Consider the following 20,226-nt stretch of genomic DNA (forward strand, 5'->3'; position numbering starts at 1 on the left):
CCCCCGCCTCCGACGCCACGAGGAGCACCCCGGCTGATGGACGAACGGCGGAGACTCAACCAGGGCGGCGCCGTGTACCCCGGTGCCCGGGCGGTGGTCGTCCCCGCCCGCACCGGAGCCACCGGTGAACCCACCACCCGCCGTGCGGTCGTGGCCGCCGACCGGAAGAGCTTCACCCTCGACGACGGGCAGGTCTACGAACGGCTCTCCGGGGCACTGTGGTCCCAGCGCTACTCCCTGGACATCGGCACCCTGCTGGTCCGCCAGGCCTGCACCGAGGGTGCGGCCCTGTTCGACAGCCTCTGGCGCTCGGCCACGGACCCGTCGCCGCGCACCGCGGCCGAGATCGCGCAGGCCCAGGACCAGGTGGTCCTCGAGGCACTGCGCGCCCGGCACCGGGTCCCGCCGTGGGCGAGGGCGGACTTCTACTACGACACGGCACGGGCCCGGGACGCGCTGGCCGGGCTGAGCGCGGACTTCACCCGGATCCCCGACGAGAAGTTCTGGGCCGTGGTGGAGCACCACCGCCGCACGCCCGCCGAGATCGCCGGCCTCACCCGGCCGGTGGGCCCGGACTGCCTCACCGCCGAGCACGGCACCTGCCGGCGGTGCCGGCCCGTGCACGTGTGGGCCTGGGTCGCCGAGCGCCGCTGGAGCCACCACGGCGGGGACCCGGCGGTGACCTACGACGTCGGGGCGATCCTCACCGCGCTGGAGCGCATCGACCCCGGGTACCAGCACACCCCGGGCCGTGTCCTCGACCGCGTCCTCGACGAACAGCACCGCGCGGAGCAGGGCGAATCCGGGTGAGCCCGGGACCGGCGGAGCGGCCCGCCGCGGTACGGAAACCAGCCGCCCGGAGCGGTCCGGCACGTAGGATCGGGCCAGTGGCTGCACCCGCGCGCCCGGTGCTGCCTGCTCGGCCTCCGGCCCCACCGACGAGAGGACGTCCCATGCGCCGCCCCCTTCCTGCTCTCCTGGCTCTCTCCGCCCTGGCGCTGACCGGCTGCGGGCCGACCGCCGCGGACATCCAGGCGATGGTGGACGGCAACACCGCCTACGACGACGCGCTGGCACTGCGCGAGGACGTCGTCGACGCCGGTGTGGAGTGCCCGGGCACGGACCAGCTGCGCGCCCCGGCCGATGCGTCGACCACCTTCCTCGACTGCGCCAACGGCGTCATGGCGATGGCCGTCGCGGGGTCCGAGGAGAGCATGGACCAGCTGCTGGGCCTCCTCCGGGACGAGCAGAACGCCTCGATCCTGCACGCGGGCAACTGGATCGTCATCTCGAGGGACGCGGCGCCGCTGGAGCAGCTGCAGGACGAGCTCGGCGGGCAGATCAGCACGAACCCCTGAGCGCTCGCGCTGGCGCCCCGGGCCACCGGATGCCTGCCGGCAGAAGGCGGCCAGCCCCGTCGCCGACAGGATCGTGCGTCCTGTCGGCGACGGGACTGTCGCCGCCGGCCGCACCGAGGACCCGTACGGGCTGAAGCGGCGCTGAATCCCCAGCCGGATCCGAGCGAGCCCTCAGCATCCGGTGCCACGATCGTGTGGCGTCGCAAACCGTGACGCGCCGCACACCTCGAGGATCATGGGCTCCCCCACTCTGACCCCCACTCCCCGCACCGGTTCCCACGGCGTCTCCCGCACGGGCCACCGGGCCTCTCCGCACACCCGTCCGCCCGGCATCGGAGTCGGCGCCTCCCCGCAGGTGCTGCCTGCGGTGCAGGCCACGACGCTGTCGCGCTACCGGGTGCGCGCGGACCGGCCGAGCCTGAGTCTGCGCGCCGGTGAGCTGGTGCTGTGCGCGGTCTACGAGCCGACCGTGCTCGGCATGGTCGTCCTGGTCCGGTACGAGTCCGACGGCTACGCACCGGGCGCGCTGCTGGCGGCCCGCGACCTCGCCCTCGTCGAGCACACCCGGATGCGCGCCGAGCCCGTGGCGTGGTCGGTGCCGGGTGTGCGCGGCTGACCCGTTCCTGCCCCGGGCGGACCGCACACCGTCGGTCCGGGCCCGCGAACAGCCGCCGGGGTGCACGAGCCGGCCGATCGCACCACGGTCACCGTGACCGAGGAGCCGGCCGAGGCACCGGCAGCCGTCGAGGGACCGTGCGAGCGTTGCCGACCTCGACCACGGTCGGCCTGCCTCCGGCACGGGAGACCGAACATGGTGGAGGCCCGTGCCCCTGATCGGGGTCCAGCCCTCCCCTGCCCCACCCCCGAAGCGGGGCATTCCCCTTCACACACAGATCTGGTGGACTGGTCGCGGATGGCGACGCGACCGGATGGGATGCGGCAGGCATGAAGGGCACGACGAAGCAGACGATCGGCACCGTGGTGCTGACCACGGGAGTCCTCACCGTGTTCAACTCCTTCGAGCTCCACACGGTGGGCCCGTTCTGGTTGGGCGGTTCGGTCACTGTCGCCGGCGTGCTGATCGCCGTGCTGGGGTGGAAGCTGATCTCCCGCGGGCGCGGTGACGTGGCCCTGGCAGACAGGCAGCGCAATGACGCGGACGTCGCCCGGCACCAGGCGTACTCGGCCGGTGGGACCGCACCCGGCCAGGGGCGGGGCGACGAGGAGGCCGGATCCGCCGAGACGGACTCCTCGCTCGAGGAACCGCCGGAGTCGCGGTAGCGGCTCGGAGCTGCTCGACCCCCAGCCGGCGCACGACGGTCCGGGTCCCCGGATCCGTCGCCTCCGCGCCGGTGCACCGACGTGGGGCTGTGCGGGCCGCCGGATCGCTTCCCGGCCGGGCCGCCACGGAGCCGTCCGCGGGCCTCCGGGGTTCAGTCCCCGGCCATCAGGAAGCCGCCGGCAGCCAGGAACAGCGCGGCCGAGACGGCCAAGAACCCGGCAGCGGCCCGGCGGTACCGGCCCTTGGGCATCGTGCCGCTTCCCCCGACCAGTCCCCGGGCCAGGAAGGCCAGGCCGGCGAACAGGAACCCGAGAGCGACCAAGTTGAGCTTCAGCGACGTCGGCATCAGCGGATCTTCGCTGTGGTCGCGCCCGTCTCCGCCATGTCGCCAGCGTAACGAAATGCGAGCGCGAGCCCAGGCAGCTCGTCAGGCGGTCCGTGCGTCAGGTGGGCTGCCGCAGCGCGGGCTGCTCTCCGGCAGGTCGGTCCGCCCGAGTTCCTCGAGGACCTCCTCGATGCCGCAGCGCACCGGCGCTACGCTCGCCCCATGTGCTCCCCCAGCATCACGATCCGGCCCGCCGCCTGCGACGACTACGAAGCGGCCGCCGAACTCAACCGGCAGGTCGCCCCGCACCGGGATCTGACCCGGGAGCAGTTCGAGCGGTGGCTGGGCACCACCACGGTCGCGGAGACCGGCCGGGGCGAGATCGTCGGGCTGTGCCACGGCAACCACTCCTCGGCCACCTGGCAGAGCTTCGTCGTGACGCCGGAGCCGCCCGCCGAGTGGCGGTGCAGCTACCTCGACACCCTCGTCGTCGCCCACCAGCACCGCGACCACGGCATCGGCGCCGCCCTGCTGGAGCGCTTCCTGGACGCCGCGCGGGCGGCCGGCAACACCTGGGTCGTGCTCCGCCCCGCATCCCCCGATCCCGTCCACGGAGTCGAGGAGCTGCTGGTCTTCTACGGGGCCGCCGGTTTCGTCCCGCTCCAGCACCGGCTCGCCCACGGCCTCACGCGCGCGCTCGTGCTCGGCCGGGCCCTGGTCGAGCACCCCGGACACACCATCGAGCCGCTGCAGGTCACCGCCACGGTCCCCGGCCGCTGACCCGCCCACCACATCCTGAGTGCGTGCACCCGGCCGTGACGCCGGACCCCCGTCCTGTGCCCCGGACCGCCGTGACCGACAGCCCGGTCCTCCACGTCCAGCAGGACGCGCGGCCGGACCTGTTCCGGCGCGGCGCCGCGCTGGTCGGACCGGTCTTCGCCGCGGTCGTCGTCGCGGTCCTGATCGGCGTGCCGATCCTGCTGACGGTGGCGTTCTGGAGCCCCTGGATGCTGTTCACACGGATCTTCGTCGCGGCCGGCCTCCTGCCGCTGGTGACAACGGTGCGGGCTGTGCGGAAGGGGGCCTGGCACCCTCCACCGCTCCAGCGACGTGCTGCGCGAGGTCGGCATCGGGACGACCGCGTCGGAAGTCCGGTTCCCGGTGGTTCCCCGGCGACGCCCGGACTCCGCCCCGACCCGGCAGTCCGGGGCGTTGCCGCATCCGGGGCCGGTTCCGCGCACTGGGGCGTCGAGGAGTCAGCTGCGTGGGCGCGGCCGGCTCACCGGTCCCGCTCCGGCCCGAACAGCGGTCCCACCGCTTGGTCCGGATCGGGAGCGCTCCGCACGCTCGCCGATCGGAAGGCCCCCATGGGTGACAACGCCGCCATCGAGACGATCTTCGGGCTCGTCCTCCTGATCCCGTGCGTGATCGGCCCGGGCCTGGTCGTCGCGCTGGTCGCCACATCGGTCCTCGCCCTGGTGCAACCGGGTCGGTTTCCTGCACCCTGAACCCACGAGCCCTCGAAGGAGTCGACATGCTGCCCCTGATGCCCGCAGAAGCACTCGACAGCCCGCCCCCGTTCGGTCTCGTGCTGGGGATCCTCGGCCTGGCTGTCGCCGCGGTGTGCGTGGCGGCTCTCCTGCGTCTCTACCGCCCGAAGCATCTCGACCAGCGCACCGGCACCGACGGCGGAACGGCCGCTGGGGGCTCCACCGCGGGATTCTGGGGCTACGGCGGCGGGGATTCCGGAAGAGGATTCGACGGCGGCGGGGGTGTGGGCGGTGGCGAGTGCTGACGCCGACCCACCGAGAGGCTGCGCCTGACGGTCACCCTCACCGCTGTCGAGTGGCCGGCCGTGGTTGCCTCTCCTTCGGGCCTCCGACGCTGACGATCATCCAGCTCGTCGTCGAGACTCCGATCCTGCGGCGGGAACCCGTCACCGGCAGGCGGCGAATCGCCGCGACCGTGCTGCCGGTGCTGCGGGGTCACCCGGTGACCGAGGCCCGCGTCCGTGCCGCCCGGTGGACCTTGACGGCGTGCTCACCGCCGCCGCGCCCATCGTGCTCCCCGAGACCGCTGATGGGGTGCAGGGGTTCATCATGATCGCCGGGCTCGGGATCGGTGCGGCTCTCTGGGCGTTCACCGGAACGCTGCCCCGGATCGCCGCCGGCGTCGGCCTCGGTTCCGGCCTCGGACTCCTCCCGGGCAGGCGCCGGGCGCGCATCCGGGGTCCGGCACCGCCCCCGGGAACTCCATGGCAAAGCCACTGCGCCGCGGACCCGCAGCGCGGGTGCTGACCGAGGGGGAGCGCGAGTCCAGCCTGTCCGCCGCCGACTGGTTCAACGGCACCCGGATGGCCGAAGGCAGGACCGACCGCGCCGGGGCACTGAAGCACATGCGAGAGACCATCGGCGGCTTCCCGCCCGAGCGATACGAGACGCAGCTGGACGCCGCCCTGGCCTGCTGCGACGCCCTGATCGACGAAGGCATCCGCAGACGAAGGCATCCGCAGGGGCCCCGGGTCCTGGACCCACGAGCTGAACATGGCCCGGCTGCGGGCCGCTCATCCCGGTTCCCGTGACCGGGCGTCGAGGGAAGCCCTGGACCGGAGCCACCTCGTCCACCGCTGATGCGCTCGGCCCCTGCGGCGTCCCTGGAGACGTTCTGCGGACGCGCGGACGGATCTACGATCTGTGCCACGGACATCGTCCCGGAGCTGAAGGAGGATTCACCATGACCGCCTACGACGCCCTGCTGGCCTTCCTGCGCGAGCACCTGGAGCGCGACTGCGGCGGTGACGTCCACGTGCTGCGGAGCAGCGTGGCCACCGCGATCGAGGAGCTGGAGCAGGGCACCGACACCCTCTACGCCCTGGTCGTGGCCTGGGGCCAGGACGCCGGGCCAGGATACGAGGGCCCGACCCGCTGGAAGGTCGTGGAGAGCGAGACCGGTGACGGACCGGTCTTCGCCTCGGGCTCCGTCACGGGCTTCACCGGGGCCGACGAAGGCCGGGCCAGGATCGTCCGGGCTGTTCGGGAGCACGGATTCGAACCGGTCGGCGCGTTCTTGTACGGGATCGTGCCCGGAAGCAGCGTGGCGATGGTCCGCCGGCGTCCGCGCTGACACCGGCCCGGGCCGCGACAGGATTCCAGGAGAGGCACGGGCATGGTCGCTGTGACGAAGTGGGTGACGGCCGGGTCCTCGACCGCGGTACTGGCCGGCGGGTTGATGCTGGGCGGCCCGGCGGCGGTCGCCGCCACGGACGACCCGGCCTGCGTGCAGACGTCAGGGCGCTTCACCGAGGCGCTGGGCGCCTACGGCATCACCGTGGCATCGGTGGTGGAGCTGGAGGAGACCTCCGCGGCCGCCGCGGACGCCCACACCCGGTCGGAGGCGCTGCGCGAGGCGGCGGCCGGGGAGCTGTGGGCCCAGCTGGGGATCGTGGACCGGGCCGATGACGAAGCCCGACCCGCGCTGTCGGCGGCCGAGGAGGCGCTGCGGGTGGCGCAGGCCTCCGGGAACGCCGCCGCGATCTCCGCAGCGGAAGACCAGCTCACCGCCGCCCGGGCGGCGCTGGCTCCGATCGAGGCGCAGGCCGCTGAGCTCATGGACGCCCTGGGAGTCGCCCTGAGCGCTCCCGAGGTGGTCGCCTCCCAGCACGCTCTCGACGCCGCCTACCACGAGCTGGAGACGCTCCGCTCGGGCCTCGGCCTCGACGAGGCCTCCGCCCTCCAGCTCGTGGGTCTGGCCGATCAGGTGCGCGACCTGTGCGGGGACCTCGCTGACGGTCCGCCCGTCGTGGACGCAGGGGAACCCGTCGCAGCGCCGGAGCCGGTCGCGACTCCGCCCGCGTCCGGCCCGGTGGCCGTCAACCCCGGCCTGAACATGGACACCGGGGTGTCCGCGGAAGCCGACGGAACCTCAGGGGCGGCGACCGCGGGTCTTCTCGCCGTCCTGGCGATCGCGCTCATCGGCGGGGCCGTTGCCCGGCGGAGCCGCAGCGGCCGGGCCTGACCGGATGTTCCGACGGGGTCCGATCACGCGGCCCGCAGCGGCTGTTCGGCCGGAGCCGCCGCAACCGCAGGACCTGCCGGGCTCGTGGTGACGCAGATGCGAAGGCCGGTCGCGCCGCGCTCGAGCGCCTCCGGGGCCGCCCTCGGTCTCGGAGTCAACACTCCCCCTGGGCACCTCGCACTCCTTATGGGTCGAGCAGGATCGCGGCGGCCGGGCAGGCCAGCGCGGCGTCTCGGACCGCAGCGTGCACGGCCTCTGGCGGTGCTGCATCGAGCAGGATCACGACGCCGTCGTCGTCGCGCTGGTCGAACACCTCCGGTGCCAGGGCGGCGCACTGCCCGGAGCTGCAGCACCTGGTCTGATCCACGCTGACCCGCATGGCCGCCTCCTCGTCTCCAGCCGACTCCGGGAAAATGTCGGCACCGTGTCGCGGGTGGCCGGGTCCCCGCCCTGCTGGAGGTAACAGCGGCGGCTGGAGCGCTCTTCCCCCGGACCTCTATCGTCGCTGGTCGTGACGCATATGGACGGTTTTCCGGCGGCTCGGTAGCGTGGACCTCCACGGAAGAAGCTGCGCCGTACGGTTACCAGGACTGAGGTGCGCCATGACCTCCACCGAACCCGTCGCCCTGCCACTGACCCGTCAGTGCCCCGACGCCCCACCGCCCGAGCACCTGCAATTGCGCGAAGAGGCGCCCATCTCCCGGGTCACCCTGCCCTCAGGGATGACCGTATGGGCGTTGACCCGCCACGAGGACATCCGGGCGATGCTGGCTGATCCGCGGTTCAGCTCCGACCGCAACCATCCCGGGTTCCCGGCCCCTACCCACGAAGCGATCCCGGTGTCCTTGAGCCTGCTCGGCATGGACCCGCCCGAGCACGGACCGGCCCGCCGGGCGGTGATGGGAGAGTTCACCCTCAAACGGATCACCGCACTCGGTCCGCGCATCCAGCAGATCGTGGACGAGCGCATCGATGTCCTGCAGGCCGGACCCCGCCCGGTGGACCTGGTGCAGACGCTGTCCCTGCCGGTGCCCTCACTGGTGACCTGTGAGCTGCTCGGGGTGCCCTACGCCGACCACGACTTCTTCCAGACCCGCTCGGCCACCCTGCTCTCCCGCAGCGTGGCGGTGCAGCAGATCCAGCAGGCACTGGGCGAACTGCTGTCCTACCTCGACCGACTGATCAGCGCGAAGGAGCAGGACCCCACCGACGACCTGCTGGGCCGCCAGATCCGCAAACAACAGGAGAAGGGCGGTGTGGACCATGAAGCCCTGGTCAGTCTGGCCTTCCTGCTGCTGGTGGCCGGTCATGAGACCACGGCGAACATGATTTCCCTGGGCGTGCTGGCACTGCTCGAGCACCCCGAAGACCTGGCTGTGGTCCGCCAGGATCCCAGCAGGACCCCCGATGCCGTGGAGGAGCTGCTGCGCTGGTTCACGATCGCCGAACTGGGGACCTCACGGGTGGCCCTGGAAGACGTGGAGATCGGCGGGGTGCTCATCCGTGCCGGGGAAGGAGTCCTCGGCCTGTCCAACACCGCCAACCGCGATCCGGAGGTGTTCACCGACCCGGAAGCCTTCGACATCGACCGGGGCGGACGCCACCACCTCGCCTTCGGTTACGGCCCGCACCAGTGCCTGGGCCAGAACCTCGCCCGCCTGGAGCTGCAGATCGTCATCAACACCTTGTTCCGGCGCATCCCCGACCTCCGGTGCGCGGTTCCCGTCAACGAGTTGCCCTTCAAGAACGACTCCGACATCTACGGCCTCCACGAGCTGCCCGTCACCTGGTGACCACGGTCGTCCAGGCACCCTCGATGACCGTGACTTCCGGGCACGTGGCCATCTCCTGTGCTCCTCGGGCCCGGAGCGCATCGCTGAGTGCACCTGCTGCTCTGGTTTCCCGGCCCGGCACCGCTCCCGGCTCACCCATCAGACGGGCGCGGTGCCGTACTGCACCGCCTGCGAGGGCTGGGCTCTTGTCCGCACACATGGAGGGCATGGAAACGACCACGAACGCACCCGCTTCACCCAGTGTCACCGACGCTGTCGCCGCCGGCCACGTCCCGGAATCCCTGGCCGTCCACGTCGCGCAGCTGGGCCTGGCCACGCTGGAGAAGCCGATGACGATCACCGAGGCCGCCGAGGCCGCCGCTGAGGACGGGTTCCTGACCGCGGTCGTGGAGGTCTCCCTCTACGCCCTGCTGGAGGGCCGGGCCAACGAGGAGACCGGGGCGTTCCCCGCCTGGTGGGTCAAACGATGCCGAGCTGCTGGGCCATGGACATCATGTCGAGGTAGCGGTGCTCCACCTCGGTCGTCCCGCTCTCGTCGTGCCGGTTGAAGACGGCCATGGGGACGGACACCCGCCGGCCAGAGAGCTCGACCACCCCCAGGGGAGTCGTCAGCGGCCCCGTGTGGGTGCCCACGAACAGCAGCCGCATCGCTGCCGTGGGGCCATCGATCGCCACCTCCTCGATCTCCAGCTTCATGTCCGGCATCGCGGTGATCCATTGCTGGAAATCCTGCTGGATAGCCGCTCGGCCACGTACCGGCTCAGGCGAGGCAGCGGTGTAGACGACGGCGTCCGGGGCGTAGGTGGCCGCAGCCCCTGCGGCATCGTGGGCATTGATGGATGCGATGGCGTGCTCGACCTGCTCCCGGCGGTCCATGCCCTCGCCCGGGACTGGTCCGACGACGGACTTGTGGGTGTCGCTCATGGTGATCTCCGCTTCTGGTGGACCCAGGCCCCACCTGCTCGGCAGGGCCGGCACTCGACGGTAGGCGCCGGCTGACTGGGGCACCAAGGACTCCGGCCGCATCGTCGCAGGCTCGTGACTCAGGGCGGATACATGACGCCTCCCATCCCGCCGACGGTCGCTCTTGTGCCCCACCACGAGCCCGGGAAACCTCGTCGCGTCGGCTACCGGCGCCGGGCCCGCCGGTCCTGCTGGACGACCGAGGCGATGAGACAGGCGAAGGCGACAGCGGTGAACCATGCGCCCAGGGCTCCTTCGAGCCCCAACCAAATGCACACAGCGAGCATCAGCCCCAGGAACGTCACGTACCACCGACGCGCCTTCGACACGACCTACACCTGCCGGTCGCCGGCGCGCTGCTGGGCCCGCCGACGGATCCGCGATCGCTGCTCCCGGGACCAGAACGGACGGAGCCCCCACCACAATCCCAAGGGGACAATCACCACGCCGACCAGGACGGCCGCACCCCATCCGTAGAGCAGTCCGACGACGACGATCACGAAAATGCTCAGCGTGTCGGTCAGCACGGCAGTCCACCACGCGCGCTGGGGCCATTGCCGTTCCTCGGTCATGGTTGGTGGTCCGGTCCGCGGCGGTGCCGACTCTGCCGCCACTCGTGGACGGGCAGGGACACGGCGATCAGCACCGCGGCCACGGTGAGCCCGGTCAGGGCCCGCTCGAATGCGGTCAGCGGCGGCCACGTGCCCACCTGCGCCAGTACCAGGAGCGCCGCGCCGACGAGCATCGCGATCAGGTGCCCGTGCAGGGACCGGTCCGGTGTCATGGCCTCTCCTGGGGGCCGGTCTCCCCGCCGCGACGGGTGCCGGGAGACCAGAGGTTGCTCAGCAGCAAAGCGGCCACGCCGATCGCGGTCATCCACCAGTTCCACTCGCCCAGGATCAGACGCAGCCCCACGATGAGGGCCACGATGATCGCCGCTTGGATGAGCACCTGCTGCCATCGCCTCGACACCCTGCACTCCTTCTCGCCCATCGCCTTGCTCGCTCGCATCGTGCCACGAGGAGACCGGGGCTGTCTGACCCCTCATCGGCGAACCGTGGTGCAGCAAGCAGGGACGTGCCGCACTCGGCAGCAGGAGCAGGTCGCGGCCGCCGGGTCGATGATGGCTCTCGGGTGCAGAGGAGGTTGCCGTGAACCCGGTCGATGTGGAACGTTTTCACGCCCACGTGCTCAAGGGCCCGACTCCCGATGCTTGCTGGTGGTAGCTGGGCGCGATCAGCGACGACGGGTACGGCCGGTTCTGGTTCAGCACCCCGGCCGGCCAGAAGGTCGTCTCCGCCCACCGCTTCGCCATGGCCACCGTCCAGGGCGGGCTGGAGGCGATCGAGGACCGGACCGCGCTGCACTGGTTCGATGTGCCGCTGTGCGTGCGCGCGTCGCTGCAGCCGACCACGCACCTGCTGCTGGGGACTGCCTCGGAGAACATGAAGGACCGGGCATTCGAAGGACGGACGCCTTCGTCGAACGCCGCGCGGTGGCGCCGGCTCGGCCGAGCTGAACGTGCCGCCCGGTCCCGGCACCTGCGCGAGCAACACGACTGGGACCAGGGCTTCATCCGCCAGCTGGTCCATGACGTCGACCCGAAGCACCGCATGCCGTTCTGACGCCCGAGCTCCTAATGCGCGGCCGACGACCGCCGGCGGTCTCCCGCGGCGGGCGTCCATGGCTCGGGCGCGGGCCAGTCTCATGTGCCCACCGGCGATGGCGGCCGTACCGAGGATCGGGCCGACGACCACCACCTCGTAGAACCCGAAGACGGCCGAGATCGCCCCGTAGGCCCAGCACAGAACCCCTGCGATTCACCCCACCCAGAGGAAGGCCTTGGCCGGCACCTCGTACTCGTAGGGCGGGGCCAGCGGCTCTGGGTCTCCTTCGAGCTCCAGCTTCCGGTGGCCCCGGCTGGCTCGGTGCATGAAGTAGCCGCAGACGCCGGCGGCCGCGGCGCCCGAGTTCGTGGACGCACCCGACGTACGGTCCGATGACTACAAGGGCAAGCTCCTCAACGAGATCGCCACCGACGAGGAGAGCCCTGCCGTGGACGACGAGAAAGGGAGAGCGATAGTGAGCGCACGTACCTCTGGGAGGAGGAGCGAGACGATGACAGTTTCCGCTGAGCACATCGAGTCCGCCGCGAAGGCTCTGAAGCTGGATCCGGATGTGCAGCGGAGGCTGACCGAGCCCTCGCAGTCCCGCGCTCTCCCGGTCCGCCTGCGCCTGCTGGGCCATGAGCCGATCTACGTCTCGACGCAGGAGACCGCCCGCGACCTGGAATGCACCGACCGCGCCTACGACGCCGTCACGACGGTCACCGCCGCCTGGCCGTCCACCGCCCCGCCGCCCACACCGGGCCGCAGGGCGGTGCCATGTCCTCTGTCGGGACCAGCCGCACGCATTCCGGGCATGACGACCTTCGTGAACCACCAGCACCCGCGCGCCGCCGCGGCGTTCCGCGCCCAGTTCGGCGCCGCACCGGATGCCGAGGTGGACGGGGAGTACTGCTTCGAGGGTCCGAACCGCCAGGTGCTCAAGATCCAGGCAACGGGTCGCGTCGCGGTGAACTTCCCCGGCCCGACCCGCTTCGCCGCCGAGGCGGGCACGCTCTCCGTGATGGAACCGCTGCCGCTGGGCCGACTCGGTTCTGACCTGGACGGCGAGGTTTGCCGTTGGCTGGTGGGCCCTGATGACTTCAACGCCGAGGACGCGCTGAAGTTCGCGCCTCCTATGGTTGCCCGGAACGTTTCGAGGCCATCGATGGGGCGATCCTCAGGCTCGAGCAGCGAAGGCGGCCAGACGCGTCCCTGCTCTTGCCGGTTCTGTTGTCGCCGTTGGCACGCCTGCTACGGTGCGACCAGCAGGCACCGGGCGAAGACGTCGCTCACCGCCTCCGACTCCCCGAGGAGCACCGTGCGATGAGCACTCCCACCTGGCAGAACTCCGAGATCCTCGCCGCCGCGGCCGGGCCCCAGGGCCCGCAGGTCCAAGCAGTCTTCGAGAAGGCGGCCGACATCGGGCTCGACGAGTCGCAGGCTCTGCGCAAGGCGTCCGAACTCCACCAGAAGTTCGTCACCGACAACGCCCCCGCCGAGGTCGACTACGACGCGCTCGGTCAGGCCGCCGTGAAGCTGGCCGTCAGCGCCGCAGTTGCCGCCGGACGCCAGGCCCCCCTGGACCTCATCCTCGGCTCGTGGCGGAGCCTTTCACAGGCGATCGCCACCGACCTGTTCCTGCAGATGCACCGGCACACCCGCCCCGACTCCACGCCGCCGTCCGGGGACGCCCTGGAGCACGCCGCCGCAGCCACCGCCACCAGCTTTCAGATGCCCGTGGCCCACGCCCTGATCGCCCTCGCCGCCCGGGACCTGATCGACACCGACGGCTTCCCGCAGGACGCCTACGACTTCCTGACCACCCCATGGAACTGGGCCTTCGGCGCCGCCCACCCCGACGACGACACCGGGGAGACGGTGCAGGGCTCGTGAGCGAAGACCTGGTCGCCTGGGCGCAGTCCCGTCCGCAGCCGCTCCCCGCGGGTCAGGTGCCGGCCGACGGGCGGATGACGCCGATCGAGCTGAAGATCGTGCGCGAGGCCCTGGGCCTGTCGCGCGAGCAGCTCGCCGCGGCGCTGAACGTCGGTCTGCGCTCGGTCGACGACTGGGAGTCCGGCCGCCGGCCCATCCCCGACGGGGTACGCGATGACGTCGAGCGGATCGAGGCGTACACCACCGAGGTCGCCGACCAGCTGGCGGCTCACCTGCTCGAGCACGCCGGGCCCGACCCGGTCTTCGAGGTCTACGACCGCGACGCCGACATGCCGGCCCTCGACCTGCCGGGCGCACCGCTGGCGCCCACGGCCCGGTGGTGGCGTACGGTCGCCTACCGGGTCGCCAAGGACGTGCCGGGTCTACGAATTGTCGAAGCGCCGAAGTATCCCTAATCGCCGGCGCCGCTGAACCCATGCTTGTGCACAGAAGTGGGGCTGCCGGGGCGCGGTCGGGCGCTTTAGGCTGAAGCTGTCGGTGAGCAGCTCACGAGCAGCCCGACACAGCGCAGGCCACGTCGGGGGCGTGGCCGCGCAGCACGCAGCGCCCCTGTCGGCGCGCGTCACTGTGGCGGCCCGCCTTCCCAGCCGGGCCGCCACAGTGCTGTCCAGGGTGCGAACCTTCAGTCCCCGGACATCAGAAAGCCGCCGGCGGCCATGAACAGCACCGCCGCGATCGCCAACAGACTGGCCGAGGCACGGCGATCCCGGCCCTTGGGCATCGTGCCCTTACCCTCGACCAGGCCATGCGCCATGAACGCCAGTCCGGCGGTCAGGAACCCGAGGGCGAGCAGGTTGAGCTGCAGCGACGTCGGCATCAGCTGTCTCCCGGGGTGAGCATGATGGCGACCAGCGTGCAGAGCAGCGAGGCGCCGATCAGCATGAGGGCGATCTTCCGGTCCCGGGCGCCCCGGTCCTTGCCACGGGTCTCGACCCACCAGCGGATCATGAACAGGAACCCGGCCAGCAGCAGCGAGTGGCCGACCGCCCGGAGGACCTCGTCCGCCGGCATCAGTCGGGCCCCGCCACGGTCACACCTGACTGGGACATGCCGCCAGCGTAGCGACGCGCGAGCGCGATCCCACGCGGTTGGTCAGGCGTTCTGTCCGGCGGGCAGGTAGCCGCAACGCGGGCAGTCGGCCTGCGGGTCGGTGATGTCCTGGACGAACGGCCGCGGCTTCTCGTCAGCCCGGTAGGCGGAGCTGATGAGCCGGTAGGTCTTCGGACAGGTGCACGGCTTCTGCCCGAGGAAGGCGAACAGGTCCCGCCGGCGGGCGTGCTGGCGCCGCACCTCGGCGTTGCCTGTGACGGAGACGGTCATCTCTGGGCGCACCCGCACGAGCGACGATGCCACGGCAGCGGCCTGAGCCAGCGGGTTGGTGGCGACCTCGCTGTCGGTGATCCGGGTGGTGTAGCTGGTGCCGTCGCCGCGGGTGACGGTCATGGTGACGACGGCCTGATCAGTGCCAGCCTGCACGGTGCCGGCGGCCACCGCGGTCACGAGTCGTTCTCTACCTCGTCGATCGCCTGACGGGTCTGCTCGGCGTCGAGGAGGTCGTAGTCGGGGAAGCCGGCGTCGTGCATCTTCGTCACGGTCGCCGCGTCCAGGGCGCGCTCGTTGATGCCGATGGTCGCCTTCGACTCCGGGCGCTGGGCCAGCACCGCGTCACCTCGCTTCACGGCGCGGTGGAAGGGGTCGAGCTCGTGGTGGTCGTCGTCGATGAAGACGCGGGTGGTGGAGCTGGCGTCTGGGTGGACGATGGTGAGCACGGCTACAGCCTGCTCGTAGGCGAGGACGGTCATGGGGTCTCCTGAGTTCGGGCGGTTCTGGGGCTGATGTGTGCGGCGGCCCTGGCTAGTGGTGGCGATCCCGGGTCGGCGTGTAACGATCAGCCCGCCCGGCAGAGGAGCAACCTCGACGGTCTCGGTGGTGGTGTCGGGCTTCGTGAGCGTCATGGTGGCAACCGTTGGACCTCCTCTAAAACAGTGGGCTGCGCGTACCACCCATGTTTGCGGGGGGCCATCACGACGAACGCCCCGGCTCCCGCGTCGAACGCAGGTGCCGGGGCGCCAGGGCAGGGTGTCAGCCGCCGATGTACTCGCCGGTGATCGAATCCACCGTGCCGGCTTCGATGCCCTCGCACTGGGAGCGGCCGCCGTCGGTGGTGGGCGTGTAGTGGATGCAGAAGGCGTCGTAGTACGGCATGCCGTCCTCCAGAGCCGCCAGCGCCTCCTCGTAGGTGAAGTTCTGGTTCGGGATCGCCCCGGGCATCGGCACCTCGGTTGGGCCGGATCCGCCCTTGGTGTCGTCGGCCGGCTCCGTGGGCCGGGCCTCGGGCGCGTCGGTGGCAGGATCCTTCGAGGGCTGCGCCTTAGCGGTCGGCATCGTGCCGCCCGGGGTCATCGGCATCTCGTCGCCGACGCCGTTGGGCTGGATGGTGATGCCGGTGATCTCCTCCGGCAGCTCGGTGGCGGTGGAGGCCATCCACCCGGTGGTGACCTCGAGCGGGGACGCGGCCCCGTCGTTGAGGTGCTGGTTGTAGAGCGTGGTGGAGCGGTCGTTGAGATCCGCCCCGATCGTCTCGTCGAGGACCGTGCCGTCGAGCAGCGTGTAGCCGTACTCGCCTTCGACCCCGCCCAGGGCATCGGTGTACTCCGGGCCCCACTCCCCGATGTGGCTGGTCGACAGGTCGTTGAACTCGTAGGCGGTGCCGTCCTCGTCGTAGAGGGTGATGGCGTAGACGGAAACCCTCTCGGTGCCTTCGCGGTTGTCGATGCCGATCTTGGCGTAGGAGATCGGGTCCACGTCGAGCTCCTTGCGCAGCTGCTCCACATCTTCCGGGCCCTCGACGGGGAGCTCCACAACGATCTCCGCGCCGTAGGACGTGGTGGCGGTGAACGTCTGGCCCAGCTCGTAGGTCTGCGGCGTCTCCGGGATGGCCGAGACGGAGGCATCGGCGGTGGCCGAAGGGGTGGCCGGTGCGGTGGAAGAAGCGTCCTGGCCGGAGCTGGAGGTGCAGCCGGCGAGGGCGAGGCCGGCGGCCAGGGCGAGGGAGGTGATGGCGGTGGTGCGGCGCATGGTGGTCTCTTCGCGATCGTGACGGGGTGGGGATCTCAGGGTATGCCGTGCGGGGATTCGAGGCGCTCAGGCGGCCGTGGCGAGAAGCGGTTGTGACACCGGCATGAAGCCCCGCACGCGGCGACTCCCGTCCCGACCAGCCCCCGGCAACGTCGTCAATAAGCCAGCAGGGCGCCACGCTGATCGCCGGTCAGGTTGAAGGCCGGGGAAGCGGTCGAGTCGACTTCTCGACGACCTCGCCAGGCAGCTGCAGTGCGCCCAGCACGTCGTCCGGATCGGGGGTCGGCTCGTGCGCCGGATCAGACATGGTCCCAGCCTCCCCGAAGACGACCCCGGAAGAGACCAGAGCCCTACCCCTCGCTGCTGTTGCCCACGGAACCTTCCTCCCCGTGTTGCCCACGGGCTTCCCGGTAGGTCACCAGGTAGATCCCGATTCCCACTATCCAGCCGGCGAAAGGGAAGTTTCCACTGCGGCCGAGGAGGCCGGACAGCACGGCGATGAGCCACGCGAGGCTGGTGAGCAGACCCCCGCCGACCAGCAGTTGACCCCAGCGGGTGCTCCTGGTGACAAGCGCGAGACCAGCGGAGGTCACGGCGGCGGCCGCGACTGCGGCCCATCCGAGCTGGGCGCCCTGAAGCAGCTGGACGGCCCCGGCCGCCAAGGACACCGCCGCGGCGACTGCGTACGCGCGCTGCCGCGCGATCCGCGCTGTCACGAGTCCTCCGTCTCCTGGTCGGCGCTGGGCGCTCGTTCACCACTCCGTGGCCCGGGTTGTCCTGGCGGTTTGATCTTCACCGCGCGGAGCCCCTGAGCCGGGCAGATCAGGGGTTCAGAGTCCGACCTGATCCACCCCGTACGTCGCCTGCTCGGCGGAGTACCCCTCGAACATCAGCTGTTCGATGAGACCGGACCGGGAGAAGGACGAGTAGTCGAGGTAGTCCTGAGCGGCCTTCGCCGCCTGGGCGTTGTAGTCGGTGTTGAGACTGTCGACCGCCGAGGTCGCGTCCGCGGTCGAATACCCCTCGAACTCCAGCTGCTTGATCAGCCCGGACCGCGAGAACGCCGTGTACTCGAGATAGTCCCTAGCCGAGCCGAGCGCGTTCTGCTGCGCCAGCGTCATCCCCGACTGATCAGCCTCGGAGGTGTCCTGGGTGACGGTGACCGTGGCCGCGGGGGTCGACGACGACGCCTCCTCGGCGCCGCACCCGCTCAGCAGCAGCAGCGCGGCGAGGCCGGCCGAGGTCACCAGGGCCGGGGTGTTGATCTTGTGCATCGTGGATCTCCTTCTGGCGCACCCGAGGCTCATCGCGGGCCGGTGCCAGGGCGTCGGCGGTGACGCCCTCGACCACTCTCACGTGCGTGATTCGCTTTCGTACACCCTCCCACAGGCTGAGCTGCCCCGTCTCAGATGACGGGGCCCTGATGACGCTGCTCGAGCATGTGGCCCCGGCGGCGGGACCGGCTCAAATCCGGCGGGAACGGCTCAGGTCGTCCGGGTGGATCTCCATGAGCTGCCAGCCGTCCTCGTGCCAGCCCACGATGCTGAGGTGCGCGGGTGTGATCTTGGCGCGCACTCCGAAGTCGCGCAGCACCGCCCGCAGCGCGTCCTCGTTGGTGAGGAACGGCCGGGCCGCGGTGAAGCGCCCCAGCGCCTCGTGGAAGGCGGCAGGATCGATGGCGGCGAAGCGCTCCAAGTGCTCGTTCAGCACGGCCAGCGAGACGCCCACCGGCCCGTCCAGCTCCGGGTCGGCCATCAGTCGCGCAGCCACGAACGCAGCGGATTCGGTTGGGTTCTGGGTCACGGGTGCCTCTCCTTCTCGGCGCGCCCCGGGGAGGGCATCCCCAGGCTACCGAGGAGCCCCATGGTCGCTCAGAAGTCGGCGCCGCCGGCGAAGGCCCGGGCGGCGGCGAGCACCACCGAGCTCACCTCGCCCACCGGGTGCTCCCGCAGCATCCACGCCGGGGCCCGGTCGTCCAGTGCCGGGTTGGCGCCCATGAACCACGCCTGCACGACGGCCGGGGTGCGCGTCGCCTCGGACAGCACGCCGGCGACCTGGTAGACCAGACGGAGCCGGTGCTCAACGACGTGAGTCGGCCGTCGTTCGCCGGCGGCCCACTGACGAACCGCCTTGGTGTCGGTGACGCCACCGAGGTATGCGACCAGCTGCGCGCCGAGCTTGTCCCGCAGCGCGACGACCAGGTGTGGGAAGGGCAGGGTCACCGATTCTCGATAGGCCCCCAGCCCTGGCGCGGTGGTCGGCGGGGGAGTCATGGATCTATAGTCCCCCGGGACTCGGACAATCCGCCAGGGCGCACACCTGCGAACATGCCCCACCGGATGCCCCGGTGAATGCCCCGGGAAACGCCCGGTTCGCCGTCACGAACCCGTCATGGGTGCGGATCCCGTCCAAATCCTGACGCGGCCGCCCGGACCCACCCATACCCTCTAGCCATGGTTGAGGTTGAAGTTCGCACCGCGGTCGTCGACGACTACGCCGCCCTGTTCGAGATCGACCAGCTGGGCACCTGGCCCTCGCTGCCACCCGAGCACTCTTTCGACGTGAACTGCCACGAGTACCTCGTCGCCGTCGTCGACGGGCGCGTGTGGGGGTTCCTGCAGGGCCATCACGACTCCACTGCCTGGGCAGCATGCGTGGTCTCCCCCACCCCGGCCGAGACCTGGACGTTCAGCACCGTCAGCTACTTCACCGTCCACCCCGACGCCCGCGCTCACGGTCTGGGCTCGGCGCTGCTGCGCGAGTTCATGACCCGGGCCCGCGCCGCAGGCTCCCAGTGGATGACTATGCACCCGGCCGAGTGAGGCACCGGCCGCGGCCTGTCGCCGGCGATGGCCGGCCTTGTGCGCCCGCGCCGGGCTGCGCTGGGTGGAGCCACTGGCGGTGCACCGCCGGCACTCCCCGACACTGATGGCCGCCCCGCTCACCGACACCCCGGCCCATCACTTCCGGGCAGCCTCCCACGCCCCGCAAACTCAGACCCGCCAGCGGAGCACCCGCACGAGGCGGCAGCCGGCGTACGCGGCCGCGTGACCGTTCTCTCCCCGTTGCCCGGCCCGACGGCCGACCGCGCCTGGATACGATGCTCCGATGCCTGAGATTCGACCCGCCCAGCCCAGCGACTACGAACCGGTGGCCGCCCTGTGGGCCCAGTACCACCGGCAGGCAAGCCTCACCGGGGGCGACTTCCTGGCAAAGCTGTCGACCTGCACGGTCGCCGTCGAGGACGACGTCGTGGTCCGGTTCTGCCTCGGCCACCACGCCTCCGGGACCTGGCTGGAGTGCCGCGCTGGGCGCGACGTTCCTCAACACGGCCCCCGAGGTGCCGGCCGGCGCCGGCGGGATGTTCTTCCTGCTGGCGATCACCCTGGCGGCCGCCGCGGTGGTCAACGGGTTCATGTGGCGGATCAGCCGTGCCAAGGCGCTCGACGAGGCGGTGTGGGTGGCGCGGCAGTCGGGCTACCGGATCGACGCCAACGAGGGCGGTCAGCTCAAGTGGCTGGACGCCGACGGGCGCATCAAGGTCGCCTATCTGATAGGGGACTTCGGCAGCTGGGACGTCGTGCTGCGCAGCGACCTCGTCTACGCCCAGGCCAAGATGGCTTGAGCCCTTCGTGCAACGCCCCGGTGTCAGTGCCAGGGCTTCATCGTCGTGCTGGGAGTAATCCACGTGGACGTTCCACCGAGGAGCTCCTGCAACTCCTACGCTGGTCCTCGTCGCACCGCACCGCGAAGCGGCCAGCGGGTCATCCCTGGAGCCTAGATGAGTAATTCCAAGGGGTGGGGGTCTTGGCGGGATGGGGCGAGGGTGCCCAGAATCGGCGTTGCTACCCGT

34 protein-coding genes are annotated in these 20,226 nt (G+C 71.1%); 17 read left to right on the top strand and 17 right to left on the bottom strand.

The window, feature by feature from the left end; all coding sequences use genetic code 11:
* Window positions 1-36 precede the first annotated feature (36 nt).
* The 4 genes from ACPYN7_RS16580 (at window position 37) to ACPYN7_RS16595 (ending at window position 2,639) form a co-directional block, all read left to right on the top strand.
* Window positions 37-810 (top strand): hypothetical protein, encoded by a 774-nt coding sequence (locus tag ACPYN7_RS16580; RefSeq protein WP_058874957.1) that lies wholly within the window; start codon window positions 37-39, stop codon window positions 808-810.
* 143 nt (window positions 811-953) lie between these two features.
* Entirely contained in the window at window positions 954-1,358 is a 405-nt protein-coding gene (locus ACPYN7_RS16585; protein WP_058874958.1) for a hypothetical protein, read from the top strand.
* Window positions 1,359-1,593: 235 nt separating this feature from the next.
* On the top strand, window positions 1,594-1,974 hold the full coding sequence (locus ACPYN7_RS16590) for a hypothetical protein (protein ID WP_058874959.1): 381 nt from the start codon (window positions 1,594-1,596) through the stop codon (window positions 1,972-1,974).
* Between the two features lie 329 nt (window positions 1,975-2,303).
* The gene (locus ACPYN7_RS16595; protein ID WP_058874960.1) at window positions 2,304-2,639 is read left to right on the top strand and encodes a hypothetical protein; all 336 of its coding nucleotides are present in this window, start codon (window positions 2,304-2,306) and stop codon (window positions 2,637-2,639) included.
* Between the two features lie 152 nt (window positions 2,640-2,791).
* On the opposite strand, the gene ACPYN7_RS16600 is transcribed toward ACPYN7_RS16595, so the two are convergent.
* Window positions 2,792-2,986: a hypothetical protein gene (locus ACPYN7_RS16600; RefSeq protein ID WP_424348372.1), complete on the bottom strand. Its 195-nt coding sequence runs from the start codon at window positions 2,984-2,986 to the stop codon at window positions 2,792-2,794.
* Window positions 2,987-3,187: 201 nt separating this feature from the next.
* Here ACPYN7_RS16600 and ACPYN7_RS16605 point away from each other — a divergent pair, with 201 nt between their 5' ends.
* From ACPYN7_RS16605 to ACPYN7_RS16630, 6 genes are all read left to right on the top strand, one after another.
* Window positions 3,188-3,745 carry a GNAT family N-acetyltransferase gene (locus ACPYN7_RS16605; protein ID WP_424348373.1) on the top strand — a complete coding sequence of 186 codons (558 nt, stop codon included), beginning with the start codon at window positions 3,188-3,190 and terminating at the stop codon, window positions 3,743-3,745.
* A 71-nt stretch (window positions 3,746-3,816) separates the two neighbouring features.
* A complete protein-coding gene (locus ACPYN7_RS16610; protein ID WP_424348374.1) occupies window positions 3,817-4,473 on the top strand; it encodes a hypothetical protein in 657 nt (218 codons plus the stop codon).
* A gap of 26 nt (window positions 4,474-4,499) precedes the next feature.
* The gene (locus ACPYN7_RS16615; protein WP_058874964.1) at window positions 4,500-4,760 is read left to right on the top strand and encodes a hypothetical protein; all 261 of its coding nucleotides are present in this window, start codon (window positions 4,500-4,502) and stop codon (window positions 4,758-4,760) included.
* Window positions 4,761-5,219: 459 nt separating this feature from the next.
* Entirely contained in the window at window positions 5,220-5,546 is a 327-nt protein-coding gene (locus ACPYN7_RS16620) for a hypothetical protein (protein WP_424348375.1), read from the top strand.
* Between the two features lie 152 nt (window positions 5,547-5,698).
* Entirely contained in the window at window positions 5,699-6,088 is a 390-nt protein-coding gene (locus ACPYN7_RS16625; protein ID WP_058874966.1) for a hypothetical protein, read from the top strand.
* A 42-nt stretch (window positions 6,089-6,130) separates the two neighbouring features.
* Entirely contained in the window at window positions 6,131-6,979 is an 849-nt protein-coding gene (locus ACPYN7_RS16630) for a hypothetical protein (RefSeq protein WP_424348376.1), read from the top strand.
* A gap of 184 nt (window positions 6,980-7,163) precedes the next feature.
* Here ACPYN7_RS16630 and ACPYN7_RS16635 read toward each other — a convergent pair whose 3' ends face one another.
* On the bottom strand, window positions 7,164-7,346 hold the full coding sequence (locus ACPYN7_RS16635; protein ID WP_424348377.1) for a ferredoxin: 183 nt from the start codon (window positions 7,344-7,346) through the stop codon (window positions 7,164-7,166).
* Between the two features lie 235 nt (window positions 7,347-7,581).
* On the opposite strand from ACPYN7_RS16635, the gene ACPYN7_RS16640 reads away from it, so the two are divergent.
* Window positions 7,582-8,772, top strand: coding sequence for a cytochrome P450 (locus ACPYN7_RS16640; protein ID WP_424348378.1), 1,191 nt, complete (start codon window positions 7,582-7,584; stop codon window positions 8,770-8,772).
* A gap of 459 nt (window positions 8,773-9,231) precedes the next feature.
* Here the strand turns inward: ACPYN7_RS16640 and ACPYN7_RS16645 are convergent, their stop codons facing one another.
* The 6 genes from ACPYN7_RS16645 to ACPYN7_RS16670 all read right to left on the bottom strand — a co-directional run bounded on the left by ACPYN7_RS16645 (window position 9,232) and on the right by ACPYN7_RS16670 (window position 11,050).
* Window positions 9,232-9,696 carry an ester cyclase gene (locus tag ACPYN7_RS16645; protein ID WP_424348379.1) on the bottom strand — a complete coding sequence of 155 codons (465 nt, stop codon included), beginning with the start codon at window positions 9,694-9,696 and terminating at the stop codon, window positions 9,232-9,234.
* 203 nt (window positions 9,697-9,899) lie between these two features.
* Window positions 9,900-10,064, bottom strand: coding sequence for a hypothetical protein (locus ACPYN7_RS16650; protein ID WP_197412719.1), 165 nt, complete (start codon window positions 10,062-10,064; stop codon window positions 9,900-9,902).
* 3 nt (window positions 10,065-10,067) lie between these two features.
* A complete protein-coding gene (locus ACPYN7_RS16655) occupies window positions 10,068-10,307 on the bottom strand; it encodes a hypothetical protein (protein WP_424348380.1) in 240 nt (79 codons plus the stop codon).
* Window positions 10,304-10,519: a hypothetical protein gene (locus ACPYN7_RS16660; RefSeq protein WP_424348381.1), complete on the bottom strand. Its 216-nt coding sequence runs from the start codon at window positions 10,517-10,519 to the stop codon at window positions 10,304-10,306. The genes ACPYN7_RS16655 and ACPYN7_RS16660 overlap by 4 nt, the downstream gene beginning before the upstream one ends.
* Window positions 10,516-10,707, bottom strand: coding sequence for a hypothetical protein (locus tag ACPYN7_RS16665; protein ID WP_424348382.1), 192 nt, complete (start codon window positions 10,705-10,707; stop codon window positions 10,516-10,518). Before ACPYN7_RS16665 ends, ACPYN7_RS16660 begins: the two co-directional genes overlap by 4 nt.
* Before the next feature lie 205 nt (window positions 10,708-10,912).
* Complete coding sequence (locus tag ACPYN7_RS16670; RefSeq protein WP_424348383.1) at window positions 10,913-11,050, bottom strand: hypothetical protein; 138 nt, start codon at window positions 11,048-11,050, stop codon at window positions 10,913-10,915.
* Here ACPYN7_RS16670 and ACPYN7_RS16675 point away from each other — a divergent pair.
* The 4 genes from ACPYN7_RS16675 to ACPYN7_RS16690 all read left to right on the top strand — a co-directional run bounded on the left by ACPYN7_RS16675 (window position 11,049) and on the right by ACPYN7_RS16690 (window position 13,690).
* On the top strand, window positions 11,049-11,360 hold the full coding sequence (locus ACPYN7_RS16675) for a hypothetical protein (protein ID WP_424348384.1): 312 nt from the start codon (window positions 11,049-11,051) through the stop codon (window positions 11,358-11,360). The genes ACPYN7_RS16670 and ACPYN7_RS16675 overlap by 2 nt on opposite strands.
* 349 nt (window positions 11,361-11,709) lie before the next feature.
* Window positions 11,710-12,669 carry a hypothetical protein gene (locus ACPYN7_RS16680; RefSeq protein WP_424348385.1) on the top strand — a complete coding sequence of 320 codons (960 nt, stop codon included), beginning with the start codon at window positions 11,710-11,712 and terminating at the stop codon, window positions 12,667-12,669.
* A complete protein-coding gene (locus tag ACPYN7_RS16685) occupies window positions 12,666-13,235 on the top strand; it encodes a hypothetical protein (RefSeq protein ID WP_424348386.1) in 570 nt (189 codons plus the stop codon). The genes ACPYN7_RS16680 and ACPYN7_RS16685 overlap by 4 nt, the downstream gene beginning before the upstream one ends.
* Window positions 13,232-13,690 (top strand): helix-turn-helix domain-containing protein, encoded by a 459-nt coding sequence (locus ACPYN7_RS16690; protein ID WP_424348387.1) that lies wholly within the window; start codon window positions 13,232-13,234, stop codon window positions 13,688-13,690. The genes ACPYN7_RS16685 and ACPYN7_RS16690 overlap by 4 nt, the downstream gene beginning before the upstream one ends.
* A gap of 227 nt (window positions 13,691-13,917) precedes the next feature.
* On the opposite strand, the gene ACPYN7_RS16695 is transcribed toward ACPYN7_RS16690, so the two are convergent.
* The 9 genes from ACPYN7_RS16695 to ACPYN7_RS16735 all read right to left on the bottom strand — a co-directional run bounded on the left by ACPYN7_RS16695 (window position 13,918) and on the right by ACPYN7_RS16735 (window position 18,646).
* Window positions 13,918-14,112 (bottom strand): hypothetical protein, encoded by a 195-nt coding sequence (locus ACPYN7_RS16695; protein WP_424348388.1) that lies wholly within the window; start codon window positions 14,110-14,112, stop codon window positions 13,918-13,920.
* Window positions 14,112-14,306, bottom strand: a complete 195-nt coding sequence (locus tag ACPYN7_RS16700) for a hypothetical protein (protein WP_424348389.1) — start codon at window positions 14,304-14,306, stop codon at window positions 14,112-14,114. Before ACPYN7_RS16700 ends, ACPYN7_RS16695 begins: the two co-directional genes overlap by 1 nt.
* A gap of 81 nt (window positions 14,307-14,387) precedes the next feature.
* Complete coding sequence (locus ACPYN7_RS16705) at window positions 14,388-14,795, bottom strand: hypothetical protein (RefSeq protein ID WP_424348390.1); 408 nt, start codon at window positions 14,793-14,795, stop codon at window positions 14,388-14,390.
* On the bottom strand, window positions 14,792-15,250 hold the full coding sequence (locus tag ACPYN7_RS16710) for a hypothetical protein (protein ID WP_424348391.1): 459 nt from the start codon (window positions 15,248-15,250) through the stop codon (window positions 14,792-14,794). The genes ACPYN7_RS16705 and ACPYN7_RS16710 overlap by 4 nt, the downstream gene beginning before the upstream one ends.
* 127 nt (window positions 15,251-15,377) lie before the next feature.
* A complete protein-coding gene (locus ACPYN7_RS16715) occupies window positions 15,378-16,373 on the bottom strand; it encodes a hypothetical protein (RefSeq protein ID WP_424348392.1) in 996 nt (331 codons plus the stop codon).
* A gap of 350 nt (window positions 16,374-16,723) precedes the next feature.
* The gene (locus ACPYN7_RS16720) at window positions 16,724-17,089 is read right to left on the bottom strand and encodes a hypothetical protein (protein WP_424348393.1); all 366 of its coding nucleotides are present in this window, start codon (window positions 17,087-17,089) and stop codon (window positions 16,724-16,726) included.
* 114 nt (window positions 17,090-17,203) lie between these two features.
* Window positions 17,204-17,647: an Ltp family lipoprotein gene (locus ACPYN7_RS16725; RefSeq protein ID WP_424348394.1), complete on the bottom strand. Its 444-nt coding sequence runs from the start codon at window positions 17,645-17,647 to the stop codon at window positions 17,204-17,206.
* A 190-nt stretch (window positions 17,648-17,837) separates the two neighbouring features.
* Window positions 17,838-18,176 (bottom strand): hypothetical protein, encoded by a 339-nt coding sequence (locus tag ACPYN7_RS16730; RefSeq protein WP_424348395.1) that lies wholly within the window; start codon window positions 18,174-18,176, stop codon window positions 17,838-17,840.
* A gap of 68 nt (window positions 18,177-18,244) precedes the next feature.
* Complete coding sequence (locus ACPYN7_RS16735) at window positions 18,245-18,646, bottom strand: hypothetical protein (RefSeq protein WP_424348396.1); 402 nt, start codon at window positions 18,644-18,646, stop codon at window positions 18,245-18,247.
* 180 nt (window positions 18,647-18,826) lie between these two features.
* Between ACPYN7_RS16735 and ACPYN7_RS16740 the strand changes: the two genes are divergently transcribed.
* Window positions 18,827-19,195, top strand: a complete 369-nt coding sequence (locus tag ACPYN7_RS16740) for an N-acetyltransferase family protein (protein WP_424348397.1) — start codon at window positions 18,827-18,829, stop codon at window positions 19,193-19,195.
* A gap of 518 nt (window positions 19,196-19,713) precedes the next feature.
* Window positions 19,714-19,998 carry a hypothetical protein gene (locus ACPYN7_RS16745; RefSeq protein WP_424348398.1) on the top strand — a complete coding sequence of 95 codons (285 nt, stop codon included), beginning with the start codon at window positions 19,714-19,716 and terminating at the stop codon, window positions 19,996-19,998.
* The last annotated feature ends 228 nt before the right edge of the window (window positions 19,999-20,226 follow it).

It is taken from the genome of Kocuria sp. CH-021 (genome assembly GCF_049716185.1).
GTDB lineage: Bacteria > Actinomycetota > Actinomycetes > Actinomycetales > Micrococcaceae > Kocuria > Kocuria cellulosilytica.